The sequence below is a fragment of the Pseudogemmobacter bohemicus genome (assembly GCF_003290025.1).
GTDB lineage: Bacteria > Pseudomonadota > Alphaproteobacteria > Rhodobacterales > Rhodobacteraceae > Pseudogemmobacter > Pseudogemmobacter bohemicus.
This window is the reverse complement of record NZ_QNHG01000003.1, coordinates 762,438-784,924: the sequence shown is the minus strand read 5'-3', so window position 1 is coordinate 784,924 and position 22,487 is coordinate 762,438. Positions and strand designations below refer to the sequence as shown.

General features: G+C 65.2%; 20 protein-coding genes. 6 read left to right on the top strand and 14 right to left on the bottom strand.

Annotation, left to right across the window (positions count from 1 at the left end; all coding sequences use genetic code 11):
* Positions 1-8: 8 nt before the first annotated feature.
* Together DRF71_RS18750 and DRF71_RS18745 are read right to left on the bottom strand one after the other, a co-directional pair.
* Entirely contained in the window at positions 9-773 is a 765-nt protein-coding gene (locus DRF71_RS18750) for a 3-ketoacyl-ACP reductase (RefSeq protein ID WP_112312022.1), read from the bottom strand.
* The gene (locus tag DRF71_RS18745; protein WP_112312021.1) at positions 770-1,912 is read right to left on the bottom strand and encodes an acyl-CoA dehydrogenase family protein; all 1,143 of its coding nucleotides are present in this window, start codon (positions 1,910-1,912) and stop codon (positions 770-772) included. Before DRF71_RS18745 ends, DRF71_RS18750 begins: the two co-directional genes overlap by 4 nt.
* A gap of 202 nt (positions 1,913-2,114) precedes the next feature.
* On the opposite strand from DRF71_RS18745, the gene DRF71_RS18740 reads away from it, so the two are divergent.
* Complete coding sequence (locus DRF71_RS18740; protein WP_112312020.1) at positions 2,115-3,131, top strand: aldo/keto reductase; 1,017 nt, start codon at positions 2,115-2,117, stop codon at positions 3,129-3,131.
* Complete coding sequence (locus DRF71_RS18735; RefSeq protein ID WP_232831578.1) at positions 3,128-3,580, top strand: MaoC family dehydratase; 453 nt, start codon at positions 3,128-3,130, stop codon at positions 3,578-3,580. Before DRF71_RS18740 ends, DRF71_RS18735 begins: the two co-directional genes overlap by 4 nt.
* Before the next feature lie 6 nt (positions 3,581-3,586).
* On the opposite strand, the gene DRF71_RS18730 is transcribed toward DRF71_RS18735, so the two are convergent.
* Genes DRF71_RS18730 through DRF71_RS18715 form a run of 4 tightly spaced genes read right to left on the bottom strand, consistent with a single transcriptional unit; the run spans position 3,587 to position 7,507 of the window.
* Positions 3,587-4,843, bottom strand: a complete 1,257-nt coding sequence (locus DRF71_RS18730) for a glycerate kinase type-2 family protein (protein ID WP_112312019.1) — start codon at positions 4,841-4,843, stop codon at positions 3,587-3,589.
* On the bottom strand, positions 4,840-5,160 hold the full coding sequence (locus DRF71_RS18725) for a Dabb family protein (RefSeq protein ID WP_112312018.1): 321 nt from the start codon (positions 5,158-5,160) through the stop codon (positions 4,840-4,842). The genes DRF71_RS18730 and DRF71_RS18725 overlap by 4 nt, the downstream gene beginning before the upstream one ends.
* A complete protein-coding gene (locus tag DRF71_RS18720) occupies positions 5,157-5,939 on the bottom strand; it encodes an enoyl-CoA hydratase/isomerase family protein (protein ID WP_112312017.1) in 783 nt (260 codons plus the stop codon). The genes DRF71_RS18725 and DRF71_RS18720 overlap by 4 nt, the downstream gene beginning before the upstream one ends.
* Entirely contained in the window at positions 5,936-7,507 is a 1,572-nt protein-coding gene (locus DRF71_RS18715) for an acyl CoA:acetate/3-ketoacid CoA transferase (protein ID WP_112312170.1), read from the bottom strand. Before DRF71_RS18715 ends, DRF71_RS18720 begins: the two co-directional genes overlap by 4 nt.
* 140 nt (positions 7,508-7,647) lie before the next feature.
* Between DRF71_RS18715 and DRF71_RS18710 the strand changes: the two genes are divergently transcribed.
* Complete coding sequence (locus DRF71_RS18710) at positions 7,648-8,466, top strand: aldo/keto reductase (protein ID WP_112312016.1); 819 nt, start codon at positions 7,648-7,650, stop codon at positions 8,464-8,466.
* Positions 8,467-8,547: 81 nt separating this feature from the next.
* Here the strand turns inward: DRF71_RS18710 and DRF71_RS18705 are convergent, their stop codons facing one another.
* The 7 genes from DRF71_RS18705 to DRF71_RS18675 form a co-directional block, all read right to left on the bottom strand.
* The gene (locus DRF71_RS18705; RefSeq protein WP_112312015.1) at positions 8,548-10,149 is read right to left on the bottom strand and encodes a GMC family oxidoreductase; all 1,602 of its coding nucleotides are present in this window, start codon (positions 10,147-10,149) and stop codon (positions 8,548-8,550) included.
* Positions 10,149-11,645 (bottom strand): aldehyde dehydrogenase family protein, encoded by a 1,497-nt coding sequence (locus DRF71_RS18700; RefSeq protein ID WP_112312014.1) that lies wholly within the window; start codon positions 11,643-11,645, stop codon positions 10,149-10,151. The genes DRF71_RS18705 and DRF71_RS18700 overlap by 1 nt, the downstream gene beginning before the upstream one ends.
* Positions 11,646-11,724: 79 nt before the next feature.
* Positions 11,725-12,756: a zinc-dependent alcohol dehydrogenase gene (locus DRF71_RS18695; RefSeq protein ID WP_198672262.1), complete on the bottom strand. Its 1,032-nt coding sequence runs from the start codon at positions 12,754-12,756 to the stop codon at positions 11,725-11,727.
* A complete protein-coding gene (locus DRF71_RS18690; RefSeq protein WP_112312169.1) occupies positions 12,753-13,694 on the bottom strand; it encodes an ABC transporter permease in 942 nt (313 codons plus the stop codon). Before DRF71_RS18690 ends, DRF71_RS18695 begins: the two co-directional genes overlap by 4 nt.
* A 10-nt stretch (positions 13,695-13,704) precedes the next feature.
* Positions 13,705-15,210, bottom strand: coding sequence for a sugar ABC transporter ATP-binding protein (locus DRF71_RS18685; RefSeq protein WP_112312013.1), 1,506 nt, complete (start codon positions 15,208-15,210; stop codon positions 13,705-13,707).
* A gap of 10 nt (positions 15,211-15,220) precedes the next feature.
* Positions 15,221-16,186, bottom strand: a complete 966-nt coding sequence (locus tag DRF71_RS18680) for an ABC transporter permease (protein ID WP_112312012.1) — start codon at positions 16,184-16,186, stop codon at positions 15,221-15,223.
* A gap of 69 nt (positions 16,187-16,255) precedes the next feature.
* On the bottom strand, positions 16,256-17,365 hold the full coding sequence (locus DRF71_RS18675) for a sugar ABC transporter substrate-binding protein (RefSeq protein ID WP_112312011.1): 1,110 nt from the start codon (positions 17,363-17,365) through the stop codon (positions 16,256-16,258).
* A 283-nt stretch (positions 17,366-17,648) separates the two neighbouring features.
* On the opposite strand from DRF71_RS18675, the gene DRF71_RS18670 reads away from it, so the two are divergent.
* Positions 17,649-18,329 carry a TetR/AcrR family transcriptional regulator gene (locus DRF71_RS18670; RefSeq protein WP_198672260.1) on the top strand — a complete coding sequence of 227 codons (681 nt, stop codon included), beginning with the start codon at positions 17,649-17,651 and terminating at the stop codon, positions 18,327-18,329.
* A 95-nt stretch (positions 18,330-18,424) separates the two neighbouring features.
* Here the strand turns inward: DRF71_RS18670 and DRF71_RS18665 are convergent, their stop codons facing one another.
* Positions 18,425-18,853, bottom strand: a complete 429-nt coding sequence (locus DRF71_RS18665) for a GlcG/HbpS family heme-binding protein (protein WP_198672259.1) — start codon at positions 18,851-18,853, stop codon at positions 18,425-18,427.
* Positions 18,854-20,425: 1,572 nt separating this feature from the next.
* Here DRF71_RS18665 and DRF71_RS18655 point away from each other — a divergent pair.
* Positions 20,426-21,598, top strand: a complete 1,173-nt coding sequence (locus DRF71_RS18655; RefSeq protein WP_112312009.1) for an efflux RND transporter periplasmic adaptor subunit — start codon at positions 20,426-20,428, stop codon at positions 21,596-21,598.
* 10 nt (positions 21,599-21,608) lie between these two features.
* On the top strand, positions 21,609-22,487 hold an 879-nt coding region (locus DRF71_RS28735), incomplete at its 3' end, for an ATP-binding cassette domain-containing protein (protein WP_232831577.1).

The window sequence follows — 22,487 nt, the reverse complement described above, 5'->3', positions numbered from 1 at the left end:
GCCGAACCTCAGAAACGAGGGACAAGCAAGCCGCCATCGGCGGAGATCACCTGCCCGGTGGTATAGGGAAGCCGGCCTGACGCCAGGCTGGCAATGATGGCGCCCATATCCCCGGGCGTGCCCACGCGTGGGATCAGCGTCAGCCCGGCCTCGGCGCGGGCGCGGTAGCCTTCGATGACGGCGGCGGTCATATCGGTGGCGATCAGGCCAGGCTGTACGTCATAGACCGCAATCCCCTCGGCCCCGAGCCGGGCGGCGAGCGTTCTCGACACCATCGCGGCGGCGGCCTTTGAGGCACAATATTCGGCGCGCTGCACCGCCACCGCCACCGCATTCGACGAGGTGACATTGACGATGGCGTGGAAATCCGGCCCGCGTTCGCGCGACAGCAAAAGCCGCGCAAAGGCCTGGGAGAGGAAGAACATCGCCTTGGTGTTGATGGTCAGGCAGCGGTCCCAGCTGGCCTCGGTCACATCGAGCAGATCACCCCGGCTGAGGACACCGACACCCGCATTATTGACCAGCGTGGTCAGGGGGCCAAGCGCGGCCTCGATCCGGGTCAGCGCGCCCGTATGGGCCGCTATGTCGCTGACATCAAAGGGCGCAGCAATCACCCGCGCGCCACTTGCCGCCAGGGTGGCGACGGCGGCGCGCAGTTCCTCATCATCGGCCGGGCCATTCAGCGCGACGGCAAAACCTTCGGCTGCCAGCGCCTTTGCCGCAGCCAGCCCGATCCCGCGCGAAGACCCGGTAACCAGCGCGACCCGGCTCATGCCAGCGCGCCTTTTTTCAACAGTTCCCGCGCGATGATCATGCGCTGGATCTGCTGCGTCCCCTCATAGATCTGGCAGATCTTGGCATCGCGATAGAGGCGCTCGACCTCGAAGCCGCGAATATAGCCCGAGCCGCCAAAGACCTGCACCGCATCCGCCGTCCGCGCCACCGCCATATCGCCCGCGAAGCATTTCGCCATCGAACAGGCCCGCGTCGCGTCCTCGCCCGCGTCGATCTTATGCGCGGCCGAGCGCACCAGCAGCCGCGCCGCCTCGATATCCTTGGCCATATCCGCAAGCAGCCATTGCACGCCCTGGAATTCGGCGATCTGCTTGCCGAATTGCTTGCGGGTGGCGGCGTAATCCACCGCAGCCTCCAGCCCCGCCTGGCCGATGCCGACCGCGAGCGAGCCGATCCCGACCCGGCCCTTGTCCAGCACCGACATCATCATATGAAAGCCCCGGCCCTGGTCGCCCAGCAGCGCCTCCTGCCCGAGTTTCACATCGGTGAAATTCAACGCGCCGACCTGGCTCGCGCGCTGGCCCATCTTGTGTTCCTTGGGACCACGCTCGACGCCCGGGCCGTTCAGATCGACGATGAAGATCGACATGCCGCGATTGCCGGCAGCTTTATCCGTCACCGCCAGCACGAAGCCGAGATCGGCGACCGGCGCATTATGGATCCAGATCTTGCCACCATTCAGCCGCCAGCCCGCGCCATCCGGCGTGGCGATGGTGCGGATCCCCGAGACATCGGTGCCGGCCTCGGGCTCGGTGATGCAATAGGCGACCTTTTTGCGCATGGCGAGAATGTCGGGCAGCAGCGCGCGCTGACCGGCTGTGCCATGCCGCACGAGGAGGCTCGAGATCAGCTCGACCAGACCGCATTGATCGGCCACGCTGGCATAGCCGCGCGACAGCTCTTCCATCACCACGGCATAGGTCAGCGTGTCGAAACCCGGGCCGCCGAATTCCTCGGGCACACCGATGCCGAACAGGCCAAGCTGTGCCATTTCCTCGTAGATTTCCGCAGGGAAGCGCTCGTCGCGATCCAGCGCCTCGGCGGCGGGCCGGATCGTCTCATCGGCGAAACGCCGCGCCATATCGCGCACCTGCACCTGCATCCCGGTCAGAACCATCGCCCCCTCCCCTGGAGTATGTAACCACTGCGTTTGTAACCGAATGGTTAGTAACTAATCAGTTACATATTTTGATCTCTCCCCTGCCGTCAAGACGGAAAATCAGGCGCAGCCGGATCAGAGGTGAACGGGCGACAGGCTTGCGAAAGCGCTGCGACTATGCCAATAACGCACCATATGGTTACTTTGGGAGGAGAACCGCATGCATCCCGCTCAGAAGCGCCGCTTCGGCCGTGTCGATCTTGACGTTACCGCCTTTGCCTTCGGCACCGCGCCGGTCGGGAACTTCCTGCGGGAGATCGACGAAGACACCTCGCAAGAGATGTTCCGCCACGCCTGGGAGGGCGGCGTGCGATTCTTCGATACCGCGCCGATGTATGGCCATGGGCTGGCGGAAATCCGCACCGGCCAGGCTTTGCGCTGGAAAAACCGCGATGATTTCGTGCTGGCATCCAAGGTCGGGCGGGTGCTGCATCCGGCGCCGCGCGGCTCGGTCGACTTCGCGCCCTGGGTCAATGCGGCGCCGTTCCGGATGGAATTCGATTACAGCTATGACGGCACGATGCGCGCGTTCGAGGACAGCCTGCAGCGTCTCGCGCTGGAGCGGATCGACATGATGTTCATCCATGATATCGACGTTTTCACCCGTGGCGCCGAGCAGCCCGAAGTCTTTGCACAAGCGATGGATGGCTGCTGGCGCGCGCTGGCCAGCCTGCGCGACCAGGGGGTGGTGAAAGCCATCGGCGTCGGTGTCAATGAATGGGAGGTCTGCCAGGCCGCCCTTGAGCAGCGCGATTTCGACTGTTTCCTGCTGGCCGGCCGCTACACTCTGCTGGAGCAGGACGCGCTGGACGGGTTCCTGCCGCTTTGCGAGGCGCGCGGTGCGGCGGTGGTGGTGGGCGGTGGCTTCAATTCGGGCATCCTCGCCACCGGCGCGGTGCCGGGGGCGAAATACAATTACGCCCCCGCCCCGGCCGCGATCATGGAAAAGGTCGCAAAGATCGAGGCCGTCTGCGCCGAATACAACGTACCGCTGCCGGCGGCGGCGCTGCAATTCGTGGTGGCGCATCCGGCGATCCCCTCCTTCTGCGCCGGCACCCGCACCGTCGGGCAGCTGGAGCAGAACCTCGCCTGGTTCAGCCATCCGATCCCGGCGGAATTCTGGGCGGCGCTGAAGACGCGCGGCTTGCTGCGCGAAGACGCTCCGGTCCCGGTGTGACACGGCTGCTGGCGCCGGGGCGCTACGGTCTGGCTGACCTGCACCCCGGCGATGTGGTCGAAACCGGCAGCCGCGTGGTCACCGCCGCGATGATCGACGCCTTTGCGGATCTCACCGGCGACCGTTTCGCGATCCATATGAGTCGTGAGGCCGCCGCAGAGCATGGTTTTGCGGGTCGGGTGGCCCATGGGCTGCTGGTTCTGTCGCTGGTTGACGGGCTGAAGAACCAGGCGCCGGCGCAATTCCGCGCAGTGGCCTCGCTGGGCTGGGATCAGAGCTTCACCGCACCGGTCCTTGCCGGCGACCGGATCACGGCGCGGATCGAAGTGGTGGATATGCGGGCGACCAAGGACCCGGGGCGCGGTATCGTCACGCTGGACTTCACGGTGACAAACCAGCATGGCACCCTGGTGCAGCGCGGGCGCAATCAGGTGATGTTGCTGGCCTGACCCGCCTCAGCGGATCAGGATCGCGCGGAAATCATTGACATTCGTGCCGGTCGGCCCGGGCTGGAACAGATCACTCAGCGCGTTGAACGCCCCCCAGCTGTCATGCGCGGCCAAAAGCCCGGCAGGGTCCAGCCCAAGGTCGCGCAGCCGCGCCGCCGTCGCCCCGGTGGCAAAGGCGCCGGCATTCTGCCCGGAGCCGTCAATGCCATCGGTATCCGCCGCCAGCGCCGCGAAATTCACGCCCTCGGCGGCCAGCGCAAGCGCCAGCAGGAATTCGGAATTGCGCCCGCCCCGGCCTTTGGCCCGCAGCGTCACCGTGGTCTCACCGCCCGACAGCAGCAGGACGGGGCGGCGGAAGGGGCGGTCGCGCAAAGCGGTCTCGCGCGCGATGGCAGCATGAACGCGACCGACCTCGCGCGCCTCGCCCTCCATCGCGTCAGAGAGGATCACCGCCGGCACACCCGCCGCCTCGGAGCGCGCCGCCGCCGCCTCCAGCGCGATGCGCGCCGAGGCGATCACGCGGGTCTGATGCCGCGCGAAAACCGGGTCATCCGGGTGCGGCGCCGTGCCTTCATCACTGCCCAGCCAGGCCTGCACCGGACGAGGCAAGGCGATGCGCCAGCGCTCTGCCAGCGCCCGCGCCTCAGCCCGGCTGCCCGCATCCGGGATGGTCGGGGCCGAGGCCACCTGGGCCGGATCATCCCCCGGCACATCCGAGACGACCAGCGTGACCACCGGCGCAAGGCTTGCCGCTGCCAGCCGCCCGCCCTTGATCCCCGAGACCTGTTTGCGGATCGCATTCATCACCGAGATCGGCGCGCCCGAAGCCAGCAGCGCCGCGTTCAGCGCGGCCTCATCGGCAAGTGTCAGCCCGCCGGGCGGCGCGGGCAAAAGGGCCGAGCCGCCGCCACAGATCAGCGCCACCACCAGATCCTCCGGCCCCGCTTCGCGCACCGCATGAAACAGCGCCGCGCTGGCGGCAAGACCGGCGGCATCGGGCACCGGATGCGCCGCCTCCACCACCCGGATGCGGCCCGCCGGACATGCGTAGCCGTAGCGCGTCACCACCATCCCCGAGAGCGGCCCGGGCCAGAGCCGGTCAAACGCCGCCGCCATCTGCGCCGCCCCCTTGCCGGCGCCGACCACCACCGTGCGGCCGCGCGGCACGGGCGGCAAATGCGCCGCCAGCGCGCCCTCGGGCATGACGGACGCGACCGCCGCGGTGAAGAGCCCGGTCAGAAATGCGCGATCCGCTTCGGTCATGGGGCGGTCATGTCGAGGTCAAAGACGAACACACCCCCGGCGCCACCGTCGAGTTCCGAGACGATTTCCGCCCCGATCTGCTGATGCTCACTGTCCGCCAGATAGGCGTCACGCACCGCCGCGTCGCGCATATCGAACCAGAAGACATCGTTGAAGCCGCGCACAAGCGGCAGCTCGACCGAGCAATTGGCAAAGCTGCGGAAGCCGGCAAGCCCGTCGATCCGACCCTGCAATCCTGCAAGCTTTGCGTAAAGCGCGGCTTTGCGGTCGGGGCTGACCCCGGCCCGGAACCGCAGGGCAACAATATGGCGTATCATGCTGGATCTCCTCCAAAATCCGGTTGTCGTCCGGCGGCGCGGGCGGCGAGCCCCTCGCGCAGATCGGGCCCGCGCGCGGCGGCAAGCCCGGCCAGCGCGTCAATCACCCGCCCGCCTTCTTCGCCCTCGGCTGCGTTGATCATCATCTTGCTCAGCGCCACCGCCTCGGGTGACAGCGTAACGATCCGCGCGGCCATCTCGCGGGCAAGGATCAGACCACCGCCTTCCGGCGCAATACGGTCGGCCAGCCCAAGATGCCGCGCCTCTTCGGCGCCGAAGACCTCACCCGCCAGCAGCATCCGCCGCACTGTTTGCGCGCCAAAGCGACGGGTGGCGCGCTGCGTGCCGGACCAGCCCGCGATGATCCCCAGCCCCGGCTCGGGCTGGCCGATCCGCATATGCGCCTCGGCAATCCGGAAATCGGCGCAGGCGGCAAGCTCCAGCCCGCCGCCGAGGCAATGGCCATTCAACACCGCGATCACCGGCACCGACAGCCGCGCCAGCGCATCGAAGGCGGCATTGCCATCGCGCAGCCAGCGCATCGCGAAGTCACGCGCAGACAGCGTGCTCCAGGCCGCGATGTCGCCGCCGGCACAGAAAGCGCGCCCCCCCGCCCCGGTCACGATCAGCACCCGCGCGGATGATTGCTCGACCCTGCGGCAAAGTTCCGGCAGCGCCGCCAGCATCGCCGCAGACAGCGCGTTCCGCTTTTCCTCACGCCGGATCGTCAGGGTCGCGACCGGACCGTCAAAGGTCAGATCGAGCCGCTGAACGCTCACAGCCGCAGCCCGAACAGGCCGGGCTGGAAAAGAGCGGCGTCCATCAGCCTCAGATCGGGCGAGACATGCAGCGCCACGTCGGTCTGGTCGAGAATGTCGCGCCTGAGATCGACCCCCGGCGCAATTTCGGTCACGGTCAGGCCGGCCGGTTCCAGCTGCAGGACGCAGCGCTCGGTCACATAGGTCACCTGCTGGCTCTGAGCGCGCGCCCTCCGCCCAGAGAAACTGACCTGATCGACCTTCGGCACGATTTTGGCGATCTTGCCCTCGCGGTCGATCACAAGGCGGCCCTCCTCGATCCGCATCTTCGCACCCGCGTTGAAATTGCCCGAAAACACGATGCGGCGGGCGCGGGCGGTGATATCGACAAAGCCCCCCGCCCCGGCGGTGCGATGCGGCGTCGCCGCCAGGCGGCTGACATTGACCGAGCCATCGGCGTCGATCTCAAGGAAGGACAAGAGCGAGCAATCGAACCCCGCCGACTGGAAATAGATGAACTGATGCGGCGAGGCGACAAAGGCCTCGGCATTCGACGCGCAGCCGAATTTGAAATCCAGAAGCGGCACGCCCCCCACCGGCCCCTGTTCGATCACCCAGGTCACCGCGCCATGCAGCCCCTCTTCCATCAGGATGCGCGGCACATTGGCCGAGATGCCAAAGCCCAGATTGACCGCCTGGCCGGATTTCAGCTCTTGCGCGACACGGCGCGCGATCACCTTGCCAATGCCGAATTCCGGCAGGCGAAAACTTGACAGCGGCCGGAAAATCTCGCCCGAGATCGCCGGGTCATATTGGGTCGCGGTGGTCTGCAACTGGTCGGGCGCCTCGACGATCACATCGACAAGAATCCCCGGCACTTTCACATCATGCGGCCCCAGAGTGCCGCGCGCCGCCACCCGTTTCACCTGGGCAATGATGATACCGCCCGCGCCGCGCGCCGCCAGCGCCATTTCCATCGCACCCAGCGTCGCCGCCTCATGTTCAAAGGTCAGATTGCCATTCTCATCGGCGGTGGTGGCGCGGATGATCGCCACATCGGGGCGCAAAGCCGGGAAATGCAGCCAGTCCTCGCCGTCGAAATCCACCCGCCGGACCAGAGGCGTCGCCCGGGCGGTGGCATTCATCGCACCGCCCTCCAGATCGGGGTCCACGAAGGTCTCCATCCCCACTTTGGTCAGCACACCCGCCCGCTGCGCCGCCCCGTCTCGCAGCATGTCGAAGATCACACCCGAGGGGAAATTATAGGCGGCGAGATCTTCGGCGAGGATGCGCTGCCAGATCAGCGGCGGTTCGGCATTCGATGGCCCCGAAGGATAGGAGCCGCCGATGATGCGCCGGATCATCCCCTTATGGGCGATGTGATCGACGCCCGGGGTTCCGAACATATCGCCGGCGGCAATCGGGTGGATGGTGGTCAGATCCTTCGGCGCGCCCTCGGCGAGAAAGCGTTCGCCAAGCGCCCTGAGCACCGCATCCGGGCATAAGAGCCCCGAGGACGCGTTCACCGCCACCATCGCGCCGCTGCCAATCAGCTGTACCGCCTCGGCTGCGGTCCTGACCTTATTCATCATCCCCCTCCCATTCCGGTTGGCAATAAGTAACTAACCAGTTATAAGAATAGAGCGCCATCACACACCTTAGCAAGGGGCAATCTCGATTACCCCGGCGGCCGGCAGAGACCAGGGGGAAACGCAATGGGAGGAGAAAAATGAACATATTGTTTTCAAAGACATGGCAGCGATCTTTCGGGACATTTCCCCTGAAAGACAGCGTACTGGAAGCAGCCATTGCCGCCGCGATCGAGACCGGCTACCGCGCTTTCGACACCGCGCAGATGTATGAGAATGAATCGACGACCGGCGCCGCGCTGGCGGCCAGCGGCCTGCCTCGCAGCGCGCTTTGCGTGACCACCAAGGTCGGGGTCGGGAATTTCACGACCGGGAAGTTCATGCCTTCGGTCGAGGCCTCGCTTGCCGCGCTGCAGCTGGACCAGGTCGATATGCTGCTGCTGCACTGGCCCGACCCTTCGGGCGACAATGCGCGCTCGCTTGATCTCTTGCAGGAGGCGCAGGCGCGGGGCCTTACCCGCCATATCGGGCTCTCGAATTACACCGCCGCGATGATGCGCGAGGCGCGGGCGCGGGTTTCGGGGCCGCTGGTGGTGAACCAGGTCGAATTCCACCCGCTGCTGGATCAAAGCCGGCTGCTGGCGGCGGCGAATGAGACCGGCATCCCGCTCAGCTCTTACTGTTCGGTCGCGCGGGGCGAGGTGTTCCGCTATCCGCTTTTCGCGGAAATCGGGGCCAGTTACGGCAAAAGCGCCGCCCAGATCGTCTTGCGCTGGATCCTGCAAAAGGGGTTGCCGATCACCACCATGTCGACAAAGCCGGAAAACATCCGCGCCAATTTCGAGGTGATGGATTTCACGCTTTCCTCCATCGACATGGCCCGGATCGACGCGCTGAACGCGACCGGCTTTCGCGTCGTCGGGAGAGACAAGGTGCCCTACGCGCCCGAATTCGACTGATGCGAAAAGGGGCGGCCCACCAGCCACCCCTTCCGCGCGCGCCGTTCTTCCCGGGCGCTTGTCTTGCCCGGGCATTTGTCTTCAGTGATTGCCCCGGATCAGATCTGCGGCGCGTTCGGCGATCATAATCGTCGGCGCATTGGTGTTTGACCCCACCAGCGAGGGCATCACCGAACTGTCGCAAATCCGGATCCCGTCGAGCCCCCGGATCCGCAGATCCGGCGCGACCACCGCCATCTCATCCGTGCCCATCTTGCAGGTGCAGGTCGGGTGATAGGATGTCCGGCCATATTGCCGCGCATAGGTCTCGTAATCTGCCCGGGTTCTGACGCTGTTATCCGGAAACCGGATCTCGCGGATGTATTTCTGCAGGCTCGGCTGGCTGAAGATCTCACGGCTGAGCTTCACCCCCTCGACCGAGACCCGCAAATCATCCGGATGGCCAAGAAAATTCGGATCAACCACCGGATTGTCCTTTGGGTCGGCAGACCGCAGGGTCACCGTGCCGCGCGCCTTCGGGCGCAAAGTATAGCTGTTCAGCGTGATCCCCGAGCTGCCCTTGCGAACCGAGGGCACCCCGGCCTCTGCCCCGGCCCCGGCAAGGAAGTGGAATTGCAGATCCGGCGCCGGGGCGGAACCCGGCCCGTCCGCATACCAGAACGCCCCGCCCTCGACGACATTCGACGTCACCGGGCCCGAGTTGAACAGCATATATTGCAGCCCGGCCCAGACCATCCGGTGCAGGCTGTTGTATTTGTCAAGGCTGTCATGGCCCTTCAGCTCGGCCACGATGTCGATGCCGAAATGGTCCTGGAGGTTCTGGCCGACGCCGGGCAGATCCTGCACCACTTTGACGCCATGGCTTTGCAGATGCGCCGCCGGGCCAATACCCGACAGCATCAGCAGCTTCGGGCTGCCGACAGCGCCGGAGGTGACGATCACCTCCGCCTCGGCCCGCGCCTGATGCACCGCAGACCCGAGCGCATACTCCACCCCGGTCGCGCGATTGCCCTGGAAGCTCAGCCGCAACACCTGGGCGCCCGTGATCAGCCGCAGGTTCTTGCGGCCAAGCGCCGGGCGCAGGTAACCCACCGCTGCCGAACAGCGCCGGTTGTTCCGGATCGTGGTCTGATAGACCCCGGCCCCGGCCTGTTCCGGCCCGCTGAAATCCGGGTTGTAGTTCAGCCCGCGCTCCTGACAGCTTTGCACGAAAGCAAGCGTTGTCGGGTTCGGCGAAGGCAGGTTCGAGACACCGAGCGGCCCATCGGTGCCATGCCACGCGCCCGACAGCACCGTATTCCCCTCGGAGCGCAGGAAATATTTCCGCACCTGATCAAAGCCCCAGCCGGTGGCGCCCTCGGTGACCCAGCGGTCGTAATCCGACGGATGGCCGCGCGTGAAAATCTCGGCATTGATCGACGAACCGCCCCCCAGCACCCGCGCCTGGGCGTAAGGGATCTCGCGATTCATCGCGTGTTTTTGCGGTGCGGTCACCAGCCCCCAGGTCAGGGGGCCGGTGGTCATTTTGGCAAAGCCCACCGGCATATGGATCAGGGGATGGCTGTCGCGCTTTCCTGCCTCGATAAGGCAGACCCGGACCGCCGGATCCTCGGAAAGCCGCGCCGCCAGCACACAGCCGGCCGAGCCGCCCCCCACGATCACATAATCGAACACATCCGCCATCAGCCGATCCAGTGGTTGCGCTTGCCCAGTTCGATATGGACCGATTTCACCTGGGTATATTCCTCGACGCCGTAGACACCCGCCTCGCGGCCCCAGCCCGATTGCTTGAAGCCGCCAAGCGGCATTTCCGGGCCGCCTGCCATAATCGTATTCACCCAGAACCGACCGGCGCGAATACGGCGCGTGGCCAGAAGCGCTGTGTCGAGATCCTTTGACCAGACGCTCGCGGCCAGACCATAGACGGTATCATTGGCCAGCGCGATGGCCTCTTCGACGGTATCAAAGCGGAACGAGGACAGCACCGGGCCGAAGATTTCATCGCGGGCAATCGACATCTCCGGTGTGACGCCGGAAAACAGCGTCGGGCGGATATACTGCCCCGCGCCAAGGTCGATCACATCGCCGCCGGTCACCAGCCGCGCGCCCTCGGCCTGGCCTTTGGCGATATAGGACAGGATCGTGTCATTCTGCGCATTGGTGGTGATGGCCCCCACCTGGGTCGCCTCATCCAAAGGGTCGCCGACGCGGATCTTCGCCATTTTCGCAGCCAGCAGCGTCTCGAATTCTTCGGCCACCTCGCGCGCGACGATCAGGCGCGATGGCGACACACAGCATTGCCCGGTGTTGAAGCTGATCCCGAAGGCGGCAGCATCGGCGGCATCTGCCAGATCGGCGTCTTTGAAGACAACGATCGGGTTCTTGCCGCCCAGCTCAAGCCCCAGTTTCTTGAAGTTCGAATCCGCCGCCGCATGGACGCAGGACCGCCCCACCGCAGTCGAGCCGGTGAAGGAGAGCATATCGACATCCGGATGTTCGGTCAGCGCCTGGCCAATCACCCGGCCCGACCCCGTCACCACATTGTAAACACCCGCCGGCAGGCCCGCCTCGGCAAGGATTTCGGCAAGGATCAGCGTGGTGGCGCTGGTCACTTCCGAGGGCTTCACCACCATCGTGCAGCCGGAGGCCAGAATGAAGGGCACCCGTTCGCACAGGATCAGGAAGGGGAAATTCCATGGCGTGATCAGGCCGACAACACCCACCGGCTCGCGCAGGACCATGCCGAAAAGCTTGTCGCCAAGGCTGTTGAAACTGTCGCCATGCAAGAGCCGCGCCGCGCCAGCGCCGGTCTCGAAACAGGCGATGCAGCCCTCGATCTCCGCCCGCGCCTGGGAAATCGGCTTGCCGTTTTCCAGCACTTCCCAATAGGCGATCTCATCACGGCGGGCGCGCAGGATTTCGGCGGCGCGCAACAGAACACCGCCCCGTTCAGCCCCCGAAAGCCCCGACCAGCGGCGGTCCTCAAAGGCGCGGCGGGCGGCAGCGACGGCGGCGTTCAGATCCTCCACCGTGCAGCGCGGGATCTCGGTCACCGGCACGTCATGCGCGGGGGAGTGGCGGGTGAAGATCTCGCGCCCGCCCTCCCATTTGCCATCCAGCCAGAAGCCGAAGCGGCGCGGGCCTGCCGGCAGCGCCAGGCTGCGTGTCGTCTTGTCCATGATATCCTCCCCTGCGCCGCGAGGAGCGGGCGCGGCGATAAGTAACTATATGGTTATTAATCTGTCAAGCCAGCCGGCCTCAGCCGGGGCCGATCACGATCTGGGTTTTCAGGTCCCGGGGCCGCGCCGCGAAACTCTCGAACGCTTCCTGAATCCGGTCGAGCGGATAGCTGGCGCGGGTAAAGGCATCGGTGCGGAACCGGCCATGGGTCAGCAGCACAAGCGCCTCATGCATATCCTCCCCCATCCCTGCGACCGAGCCTTTGAGGCTGTTTTCACGCAGGATGGTGTCGAGAATATTGACCTCGACCGCCGCCTCCGGCCCGGTCAGGCCAAAGAAGGCAACATGGCCGCCTTTGCGGATCAGCCGAAAGGCCTCGGTGTAAAGGCGCGGCGAGCCGACGCTTTCGATGACCAGATCGGCGCCGCGCCCGCCGGTCATTTCCAGCACGCGGGCCTGCAGCAGCGCGGGGTCGGAAACCGCAGCATCGGCCCCGGCCTCCAGCGCCATGCGGCAGCGGTCTTGCGACAGGTCTGCCACGATGATCGGGGCGACGCCGCAAAGCCGCAGCATCTGCACATGCAGGTTGCCGACCGGCCCGGCCCCGAGCACCACCGCCGATTGACCGATGCCGGCGCCGGCCTTCCTGGCCGCCCTGACCACGCAGGCGACCGGTTCGACCAGCGCCAGCAGCTCGGGCGCGGCATTTTCCGGCGCCGGGATCACCAGCCGCGCCGGCAGCGCGACATAGTCCGCGAAAGCGCCATCGCGCGAGATGCCCAGCTGCGCCATATCGGGGCAGTTCAGCACCTCGTTCCGACGGCACCAGAAACAGGTGCCGCAACCGATATTGATATCGGCCACAACGGTCTGGCCCTGGGTAAGGCTGGCAACCTCTGCCCCCAGGTCTTCGATCACGCCGCAAAACTCGTGCCCAGGGATCAGTGGCAGGCTGTCAGCGGCGTAAGCCCCATGAAACATATGCAGATCGGTGCCGCAAATGCCGGTGCGGGTCACCCGGATCAGCGCATCCCGCGGGCCGACTGCCGGCCGGGGCACCTCGCGGATCTCAAACCGGCCCGGCGCGGTCAGCACGGCGGCGCGCATCATTTCACCACCCTCAGTTTTGATCGGTCGATGGTCAGCGCGATGGCGGCAATCAGCACCAGGCCAAAGACCATCTGCTGACGGGTGGCGTCGATTTCGAAATACAGCATCGAGGCACGGATCACCGCGACGATCAGCGTGCCGATCACCGTGTTCAACACACCCCCCACCCCCCCGGTCAGCGGCGTGCCACCCACCAGCACCGCCACAATCGCCGGCAAGAGGAAGCCATTCGCAATCGTCGGCGCCCCGCCCGAGAGTTTCACCGAGAACAACAGCCCCGCAATCGCCGCCAGCGCGCCCGATAGCGCGAAAGCGAGGATCTTGTAGCGCGCCACATTCAGCCCCGAGGCCGCCGCCGCCAGCTCTCCGGCGCCGACCGCCTTCAGCGCCCGTCCCAGCACCGTCCGGCGCTCGATGAAAAGACACAGCAGCAACAGGGCGGCGGCCAGGAACAGCTCGTTCGGGATGATGCCGGTGCGCCCGATCATCCAGCCGAAACTCGCGTCGCGCTGGCTGGCATCCATGAACAAAGCCTTCTGGCCGGAAAGCCATTGCGCCAGCGAAAACGCCACGCCGCCAATCGCGAGGGTCGAGATGAAGGAGGGCACTTTCAGCTTTGTCGTGATCACCCCCGAAAGGGTGCCGAACAGAAAGCCCGCCAGCACGCAAAGCACCGCCACAAAGGCCCCCATCGAGGCGAGGTAAATCGAGGCGATCACCGTCACCAGATTGGCCATCGACTGCGCCGAAAGGTCGATGCCGCCGATATAGATGGCGAAGGTCAGACCCAGTGCCATGATGAACAAAGGCACGATATCGCCGGCCAGCATCAGCAGGTTCGACGGCGCCAGGAATGTCGGATTGGCAATGCCGACGAAAGCGGTCAGCACCACCAGCGTCAGCCAGGGCAGATGCGGTTTGATGCGCTGAAAATCCATCATCGCCCCCTCAGATCATGTAATGAAGCAGATCGAACAGCGTCGGTTTCGCACCCGGCGCGCCGTCGAATTTCTGCTGAATGACCCCGTCCTTCAGGACAAGGATCGTGTGGGAAAGCCCGATCGCCTCTTCCAGCGTATCGGCGACCAGCACCACGCCCACGCCATCATCCGACATGTCGCGGATCATGTCATAGACATCCTCCTTGGCACCGATATCGAGGCCACGCGTCGGGTGGTCCAGCAGCATGATATCCGAGCCGCCGGAGCGCCATTTCGACAGCACCACCTTTTGCTGATTGCCGCCCGAAAGATTGCCGCAATCGGCAAATTCGGAATGCGCCTTGATCGAGAGCTTTTTGATCCAGTCGCGCGCCAGCGCCTTTTCCTCGCCTGTGCGCAACACGCCGGCACCGGAATAGCGGCGCATCTGCGAGAGCGTCATATTCTCGTAAACGCTCATCCCCGCGACGATGCCCTCGATCTTGCGTTCACGCGGGACATAGCCGACGCCCTGCTCCACCGCATTGCGCGGGGAGAAACGGGTGACCTCGCGCCCTTTGATCGAGACACGGCCGGCAAGCGGCGTGCGCATGCCGAAAATGGTGCGCAAAACCGCCTCGCGGCCCGAGCCTTCGGTGCCAACGAGGCACAGAACCTCACCGGCATGAAGCTTCAGCGACACTTCGGCCGCGCGGCCCGGGAAACGGACGCGGTCCATCTCGACCAGCACGCGCGAGGGATCATAGGGTTTCTGCCGCGGCTCGCGGTAATATTCCTTATCGACCGAGCGGCCGACCATCTTCTTCTGGATCGCCTCGACATCCGAGGCGCCGCGCGTCACCACATCAACCACCTGGCCGTCCTTCATCACATAGATGCGGTCGGACAGCTCCATCACCTCGTCCATGCGGTGGCTGACGAAGATGAACGATGCGCGCGAGGTGAGTTCCCGCACCAGGCCGAACAAAAGTTCAACCTCTTCGCGGTTCAGAACCGAGGTCGGCTCATCCAGCAGGATCACCAGATCGCCCTCGACCCGTTCCTCCAGCGTCAGCACCTTGGCCAGTTCGACCAGCTGGCGCTGCGCGAAGGAGAGATCCGCCGTGACCATGCCCGGGTCGATATCCAGTTTCACCTTGGCCAGCTGGCGGCGCGTCGCCGCCGCCATGGCGCGGCGGTTGATCACGCCGAAGCGGACGAATTGCGCCTCCTGCCCCAGGAAGACATTCTCCATCACCGTAAGGTTCGGGATCAGCGATTGCTCCTGGAACACCATGCCGATGCCCTGCTCCATCGCCTGGCGCGGATTGGCGAAATGCACCGCGCGCCCGTCGATGGAAATCTCGCCGCCATCGGGCTGATAGGCGCCGTAGATCACCTTCATAAGGGTGGATTTGCCGGCGCCATTCTCGCCGACAAGGCCGACGACCTCGCCACGTTTCACCTCGAAATCCACCGCTTTCAGCGCATGGACGCCGGGAAATTTCTTGTCGACCGCTTTCAGCTGATACATCGCCCGGCCCTCACTTCACGAAACTGACAAGGCGGCGGTCGGTGGAAAGGACCACGGCGAGGATCACCATCAGCCCCAGCACCCCGTCCTGGAGGTAATCGGGCAGTCCGATCACCACCATGCCGTTATTGATGACATTGACGATCAGCACGCCGACGACCGCGTTCCACACCCCGCCGATACCACCCCAAAGCGCAACGCCCCCGACCACCGCCGAGGTGATCGAGATGAACATGAAGTTATTGCCGGTAGCGGTTTCCGCGATGCCGATCCGCGCCACCGCCATCAGCGCGCCCAGCGCGTAGAAGGCGCCGGCAAGCGTGAAGCCGATCACCCGCACCCGCCGCGTGTTCAGCCCCGAGGCATGGGCCAGTTCCTCGCCGCCGCCGACCGCATAGAGATTGCGCCCGATGGTGGTCCGGGTCTGAATGAACCAGGCGATCAGCACGAAACCGAAGGCCAGCCAGACCATCAGCGGAAAGCCTGCAAAGCGGAAGGTCAGAAGGCCCCTGAACAGCTCATCCTCGACCCGGATCCGGTCGCCGCCGGTCATCATCAGCGCAAGACCGGTGCCGACGAAACCGAAAGCAAGGCTCGCCATGAAAGAGGGGATCTGCAGCTTTACATGCAGCCAGCCGTTCAGCATCCCGAACACCGCCCCCGCCAGCACCGCCGCCGGCAGTGCGATCCAGGCCCAGGAGGCCAGCGTGCCCCCCAGCTGCAAAAACACCGTGGCAAACAGCACGGCGGTAACCGAGACCGCCCCCTCCATCGACAGGTCGATCGACCCCATGATCAGGATGAAGGTCACCCCGATCGCCACCATCAGCGCCGGCGTCGCGGCCAGCGCGATCCGCGCCGCATTGCGCAGCGAGAAGAAACTCGGATTGAGGATCGTGAAGAAGACGACCAGCGCGATCAGCACCAGAAACGGTGCCCATCTGAGCAAGGTCGCGCGCGAGATGCGAGCGCCCAATTGCAGCCCCCCGATTTGTGGAAATCCGGTCAGGGGGCCACGCCTGGCGCGGCCCCTCTTATACCCGGCTTACTTATACTGGATCTGACCATTGCCCGGACCCCAGAAATCGGTCCAGTCATAGGTCGGTGTCGCGTCGAGATTGGTTTTCCTGAACTCTTCGGCATCGGCTTTGGTGATCAGCACGGTCGGGCCGTAGAATTCGCGATGTTCGGGCGGCTCTTCCGAGGGCTTAAAGGTGCCGATGGCCGCGTGATAGGACAGAGCCGAGGTGATACCGCCACCCCAATAGGGGTTGGTCGAGACGGTGCAGAGGATATCGCCCTTCATCACCAGCTCGACCGCCTGGAGATTGCCGTCATATGAGACGACCGGCATCCCCTCGATCCCTTCGGCACGCAAAGCCTCCAGCACCCCGTAAGCGATGGTGTCATTGGCGCAGTGGACGCCCTTGATCTCATCGCCGTAGCGGGTGAGGAAGCTCGCCATCAGCTCATTGGCCTTTTGCGTATCCCAGTCGGCCGGCTGCGCGTCGAGCAGTTCGATATCCGGGAAATCCTTCAGCGCATTTTTCAGCCCGTTCAGCCGTTCAATCGCCGGGTTGTTCGCCGCGATGCCACCCAGATGGACGACGCCCCCCTTGTTGCCCATCGCCTCGAAGAGGATGCGCGCGGTCTGTTCCGCCGGCCCCTCATCAGACCAGGTCATGTGGCTGACATAATTGTCACCGAAATCCCAGGGATGCAGGTCGTCGGTCTTGTTCCATATGGTCGAGACATAGCCGCCCGCCGCCTTCACCGCCTCGACGACGGGGCGCGCATTGGGGCTGTCATTGGCATCGCAGGCAATGGCGCAATTGCCGCCGGTTTTCGACAGGAACGCCTTGATATCCGAGAGCGATTTCTCGGACGACCCCTCATTGATCAGATGGGTCATAAAGCCTTTGTCCTTGCCGATGGAGGAGGCAAAGCTCTCACCGCCCGAGACAATGGAATTCCAGTAGGGATTGGTGCGGTCGCGATAGCTCCAGGCCATGGCCGGATCGGTCAGCGCGGCATTTGCGCGGCCGGCCATCCCCATCGGCGCCAGCGCGGCCCCCATGCCGGCGGCCGAGGCCAGCAGGAACTTCCTGCGGCTCAGCGTCTGCGCCTCGATATAATCCCTGATGAAGGTCGACATGCATTTCCTCCCATTTGGCAAGCACGGCTCAGGCCGCGATGTTCTCAGGCTCCGGATAAGACCAGCCGCCGCACTCCCCGATGGAAATGCGCCTCCTTCCTGCATGGCCCTATTCACTTAACGCACTAACTGGTTACTTTCTTGCAACCCCGTGAGTCAAGCGTTTTGATGCGCTTTTCCGTGCTGAGACGAAGGTTCGGCTTTGAAGGTCCGGCGCGCTGGTCTATAGGTCGGGAAAGCCTGGCGGGCCTGATGCCGGCGGGCCGCTTGTCGGAGAAATTGTGTGAGCACCCCGTCAGAGACCGAAGCCGCCGCCGGGGAACCCGCAGCCAGCCCGAAGACCCGCATCCGGATCCGCGATGCCGAGGCCACCCGAACCCGCATTCTTGAAGCCGCCAAACGGGAATTCGCCCGCAACGGCCTTGGCGGCGCCCGGGTCGATGTGATTGCCGAAAAGGCGAAAGCCAATAAGCGGATGATCTACCACTATTTTGAAAGCAAAGAGGGTCTGTTCCAGACCGTGCTGGAGAATGCCTATCTCGATATCCGGGCCGCCGAGCAGCGGCTCAATCTCGACAATCTCGATCCCCGCACCGCGCTGGAGCGGCTGGTGCGGTTCACCTGGGATTACTACCTGAAAAACCCGGAATTCATCACGCTGGTGAACAGCGAAAACCTGCACCGGGCCAAACATCTGAAAAAGTCGGAACTGGTCGCTGCCACCAGCAGAAAGCTGGTCTCGATGGTGGGGGGAATCGTCGAGCGCGGTGTCGCCCAGGGCGTGTTCCGCCCAGGGGTCGATCCGGTTCAGCTCAATATCACCATCGCGGCCATCGGCTTCTATTACTTCACCAACCGGTTCACCGGCACCATCATCTATGAACGCGATCTGATGGCGAAAGAGGCGCTGGAAGAGCGGCTGAGCTTCAATATCGAGACGATCATCCGTCTGGTCAGCGCCTGAGCCATAGTGGCGGGCGAGTTCAGCGCCTGATCCGCCCCACTGACAAGCGCCCGAACAGGCCGGATGGCGGCCATCTGCAATGCGCCCGCCAGGGGTCAGAGTTCGGAAAACAGGCCAAGCGCCTCCAGCGCCGCCCGGGCGCAGGCGATGTCTTCCGCTTCGGCTGCGCCGGAAACCCCGATACCGCCGATCACCTGCCCCTCCAGCACCACCGGCAACCCGCCGCCCCAGACCAGCAGGCGGCTGCGATTGGCAAGTCCGGTGCGCAGCCCCGGTGAGGCATTCATCCGCTCGAACCAGGCGGCAGTGCTTCGCCGCATGGTGGCGGCAGTATAGGCCTTGTCGCCGGCAAAATCGAGAATCGGCGGCGCAACCCCATCCATTCGCAGCGCCGATAACGGGCAGCCCTGGGCATCGGTCACCACCACCGCCACCAGCCAGCCGCTATCCGCCGCATGATCGCGCGCGAGAGCGGCGAGCTTCCAGGCCATGTCGCTGGCGATATTCCGGGTCTCATGGATCATTCCAGTGCCTCCGTCTCATTCATTTGCCGACCCGCATGGTGCGGCCCCGTCCGCCATACGCGCGGATGCAGGGGCCATATGTGGGACAAAGTAAACATTTGGTTACTTGCTGAATAAACGCCGGCGCCGGGGCGCTGTCAAGACGAGGCGCCCCCCCTTCGCCCTCCGCCGCCAAAATCCCGACACTCCGCAAAGCAGCCCCGGGCCAGGCAAGACGCTGTTGACCAGCGCCGCGATCGGCCCGGCAGCGCAGGCATGGTTCCCGGTCAGCGCGCCGGATCATGGCCGGAACCACCGCAAAAACCCGGGCAAATCAGCGCCGCATGCGGCTCCTGACAGGTCTCGCTGTGCCTGCGACCAGGGTGAAACCACCAGGTTGCCCGGCGCATTGATCTCCGAAAAGGGCCTCAGCCCCAATTTAGTGAGAGCTGAACCGGTCCTGGCTCCAACCTGTCGGGCGTCGAGGGCCCGGGCTGCCGGGCGCCAGGGCGGCGCCGGGAAAACGGGTACGGGTCGATGCCGCATGCCCCCTCCCCGGAGCGGCCTCAGGGCCGGCGGTGCGCCGATGGTGACGGCCTCTGTGTCCTTTCGCGCATCCGGCTCAGACCCGCCGGAGCCCGCCACCCCTGCGACCGCCGCTCCTGCGACCACCGAGGCCCTTCAGCCAGGGGTCCGCGACCAGAGCATCCGCGGCTCAGGGCCTGCGCTGATCCGGCGGCGAAGGCCGCATTTCAGGCTGAGGCCCGCTGCCATGGAAACGGTCAGGGCGATGCGGCTTTGGCTCCTCAGTTCCATCAGGCACAGGTTCATGCCAGATCAGGATCCTGGTCAGAACATCGGCCTGGCGCCGTGATGGCGCGCGGCTGCACAGGTTCCCCCGCATGGCCCCGTTCGCAAGGATGGGCATAAAACTGTCCCCCGCGATGAGGTCGTCTGCCGACGCACAGAATTGGCCCGATCCCCGCGCTCCCGCAATGCGGCGACGGCTCGCCCGGCCTTCCTGAACCAGCGGTCCCCCGTCCGGTTTCCTTGCCGATCAATGGGTGGCGCCTTCATCCGAGGTCAGCCCGCCCCTTGTCACGCGGTTCCGCAGGAACATGATGCGCGACCAGGCCGCCATTCCCTGTCAGCAATCCGTCCCGACCGCCCTCCTCATTCCGCACTCCAGAGTTCTGCCCGGCCTTTCGGGCGGCGGCCCGCGCACAAATCCATCAACCAGGCCTGTTTCAGACCTGCCAAAGCCGGCGCGGCGCCAGCCGGCAAGGATGCGGCAAATCCTGCCCCGATGAGCCAGGCTTTCCAGACGCTGCCCGGAAGCCGCCCTGCACTTTGCAACCGTATCGGCGCCGGACAAATCGGCCCGCATCCGCAGAGGCGCCGCCCCCCCTTCATCCCCGCCCTATGCAGATTTCCCGACAGGAAGGCTCTGGCAAAGCACGGTCTTTTCCCGATAAAATTCCACGCGCTCCGACGGTTGTGGCGAGGCGTGCCGTTTAACATGCTGCGAACCTCCGGCACCCATTCCGGCACCTGTGGCGGTTCCCGAAAACACCCGCAGCCGGAGACCAGACCATGCGCCGAACCGCCCTGATTGCCCTTTTCCTGCTTGTCTCGGCGGGGCTTGCCTGGGCGGGCTGGCGGGCCACCCAACCGGCCGAGACTGACGGCACCGCGCCCGAGACGGTTGCGGTGCGCAAGGGCACGATCAGCCAGACAGTGCGCGCAACCGGCGTGATCGAAGCGTCGAGCCTCGTCTCGGTCGGCGCCCAGGTCGGCGGTCAGATCCAGTCGCTGCCGGTCGAGCTCGGCCAGGTGCTCGCCGCCGGCGATCTGGTGGCGCAGATCGACCCCGAGGAACAACAGACCGATCTTCTGCGCGCCGAGGCGTCGCTGGCGCAGATCGAGGCGCAGATCCTCGCGCTGAAGGCCAATATTTCCGAGGCCGAAAAGGCCCTTACCCGCAAGCGCCAGCTGAATGAGAAAGGCCTGACCACCGCCCAGGACCTGGAACCCGCCGAGGCCCAGCTGGAAATCTCCCGCGCCAATCTGAAATCCGCCGAAGCGCAGCGCGCCCAGGCCGGGCTTTCGGTAAAATCGGCGCGGATCGCGCTGGAACGCACCCGCATCACCGCCCCCATCGCCGGCACCGTGGTCGCCATGGTGCTGCGCGAGGGGCAGACGATCAATGCGAATCAGTCCAGCCCGACGGTGATCAAACTGGCGGAGCTGGGCATGATGGTGGTCACGACCGAGATTTCCGAGGCCGATGTGATCCATATCCGGCCCGGCCAGAAAGCCGGCTTCACCCTTTCCGGCGCCCCCGACCTGCAATTCGAAGCGGTGCTGCGCGCGGTGGAGCCCGCACCGGCCTCGATCGCCACCGCCGATAAGGTCGATACCGGAAAAGCCATTTATTACAACGCGCTTTTGGATGTTCCGAACCCCGACGGGCTGCTCAGGATCGGTATGTCGGCCGAGGTCACCATCGCGCTTGCCTCTGAAGAAGACGTGCTGATCGTACCGGCTTCGGCGGTGACACGCAGGCCCGGCGGCGCGGCGCTGGTCCAGGTCTGGGACCCGGCAACTGCGCGCCTCACCGAACGCGAGGTGGAAACCGGCATCATCACCACCCATGAAATTTCGCTGCGCGCAGGCGTGAGCGCAGGAGAGCTGGTCGCGATCACGCCCTCGGCCAGCCGAGCCGGCCCCGCCCGCCCGCGCAACGCGCCGATCTCGCTGTTCTGAGGCCCTGGCCGTGACCAATCCCTGCTCCGCCCCCCTGATCGCGCTCAGCGACCTGAGCCGCCGCTTCACCTCGGGTGATGAGGATCTGACCGTCTTGCACGGCATCAGCCTCAGCATCGGACGCGGCGAGATGGTCGCGATCATCGGCACCTCCGGCTCGGGGAAATCGACACTGATGAATATCATCGGCTGCCTCGACCGCCCCTCGGGCGGCAGCTATCTTTATGACGGCCAGGATGTGGGCCAGATGGACGAGGCCGGCCGCGCCAGGCTGCGCCGGGCGCATTTCGGATTTATTTTCCAACGGTATCAACTGCTTTCCGATCTTGACGCGGTCGGCAATGTCGAGATCCCGGCGATCTATGCCGGCGCCGCCCGCCGGTCGCGCCGCCTGCGCGCGCGCGATCTTTTGCAGCGGCTTGGCCTTGGCGAAAGGCTCGATCACCGGCCCAATGCGCTGTCGGGCGGCCAGCAGCAACGGGTATCAGTCGCGCGGGCGCTGATGAATGGCGGCGAGGTGATCCTTGCCGATGAGCCGACCGGCGCGCTGGACAGCCGCTCGGGGCAGGAGTTGCTGGCACTGCTGGATGAGTTGCACGCGCTTGGCCATACGATCATCATCGTCACCCATGACCGCGACGTGGCTGCCCGCGCCGGCCGCGTGATCGAGATGCGCGACGGCAGGGTGGTCTCGGATACCGTCACCCGCCGCCCCCTGCCCGCCCCGACCCTGCCCTCGCCCCCCACCGGTCAGCGGCGCTTTGGCGGCACCGGCCGGCTGCGCGAGGCCTGGTCGATGGCGTTCCACGCGCTGATGGCGCATCCGATGCGCAGTTTCCTGACCATGCTGGGCATCATCATCGGCATCGCCTCGGTGGTCTCGGTGGTC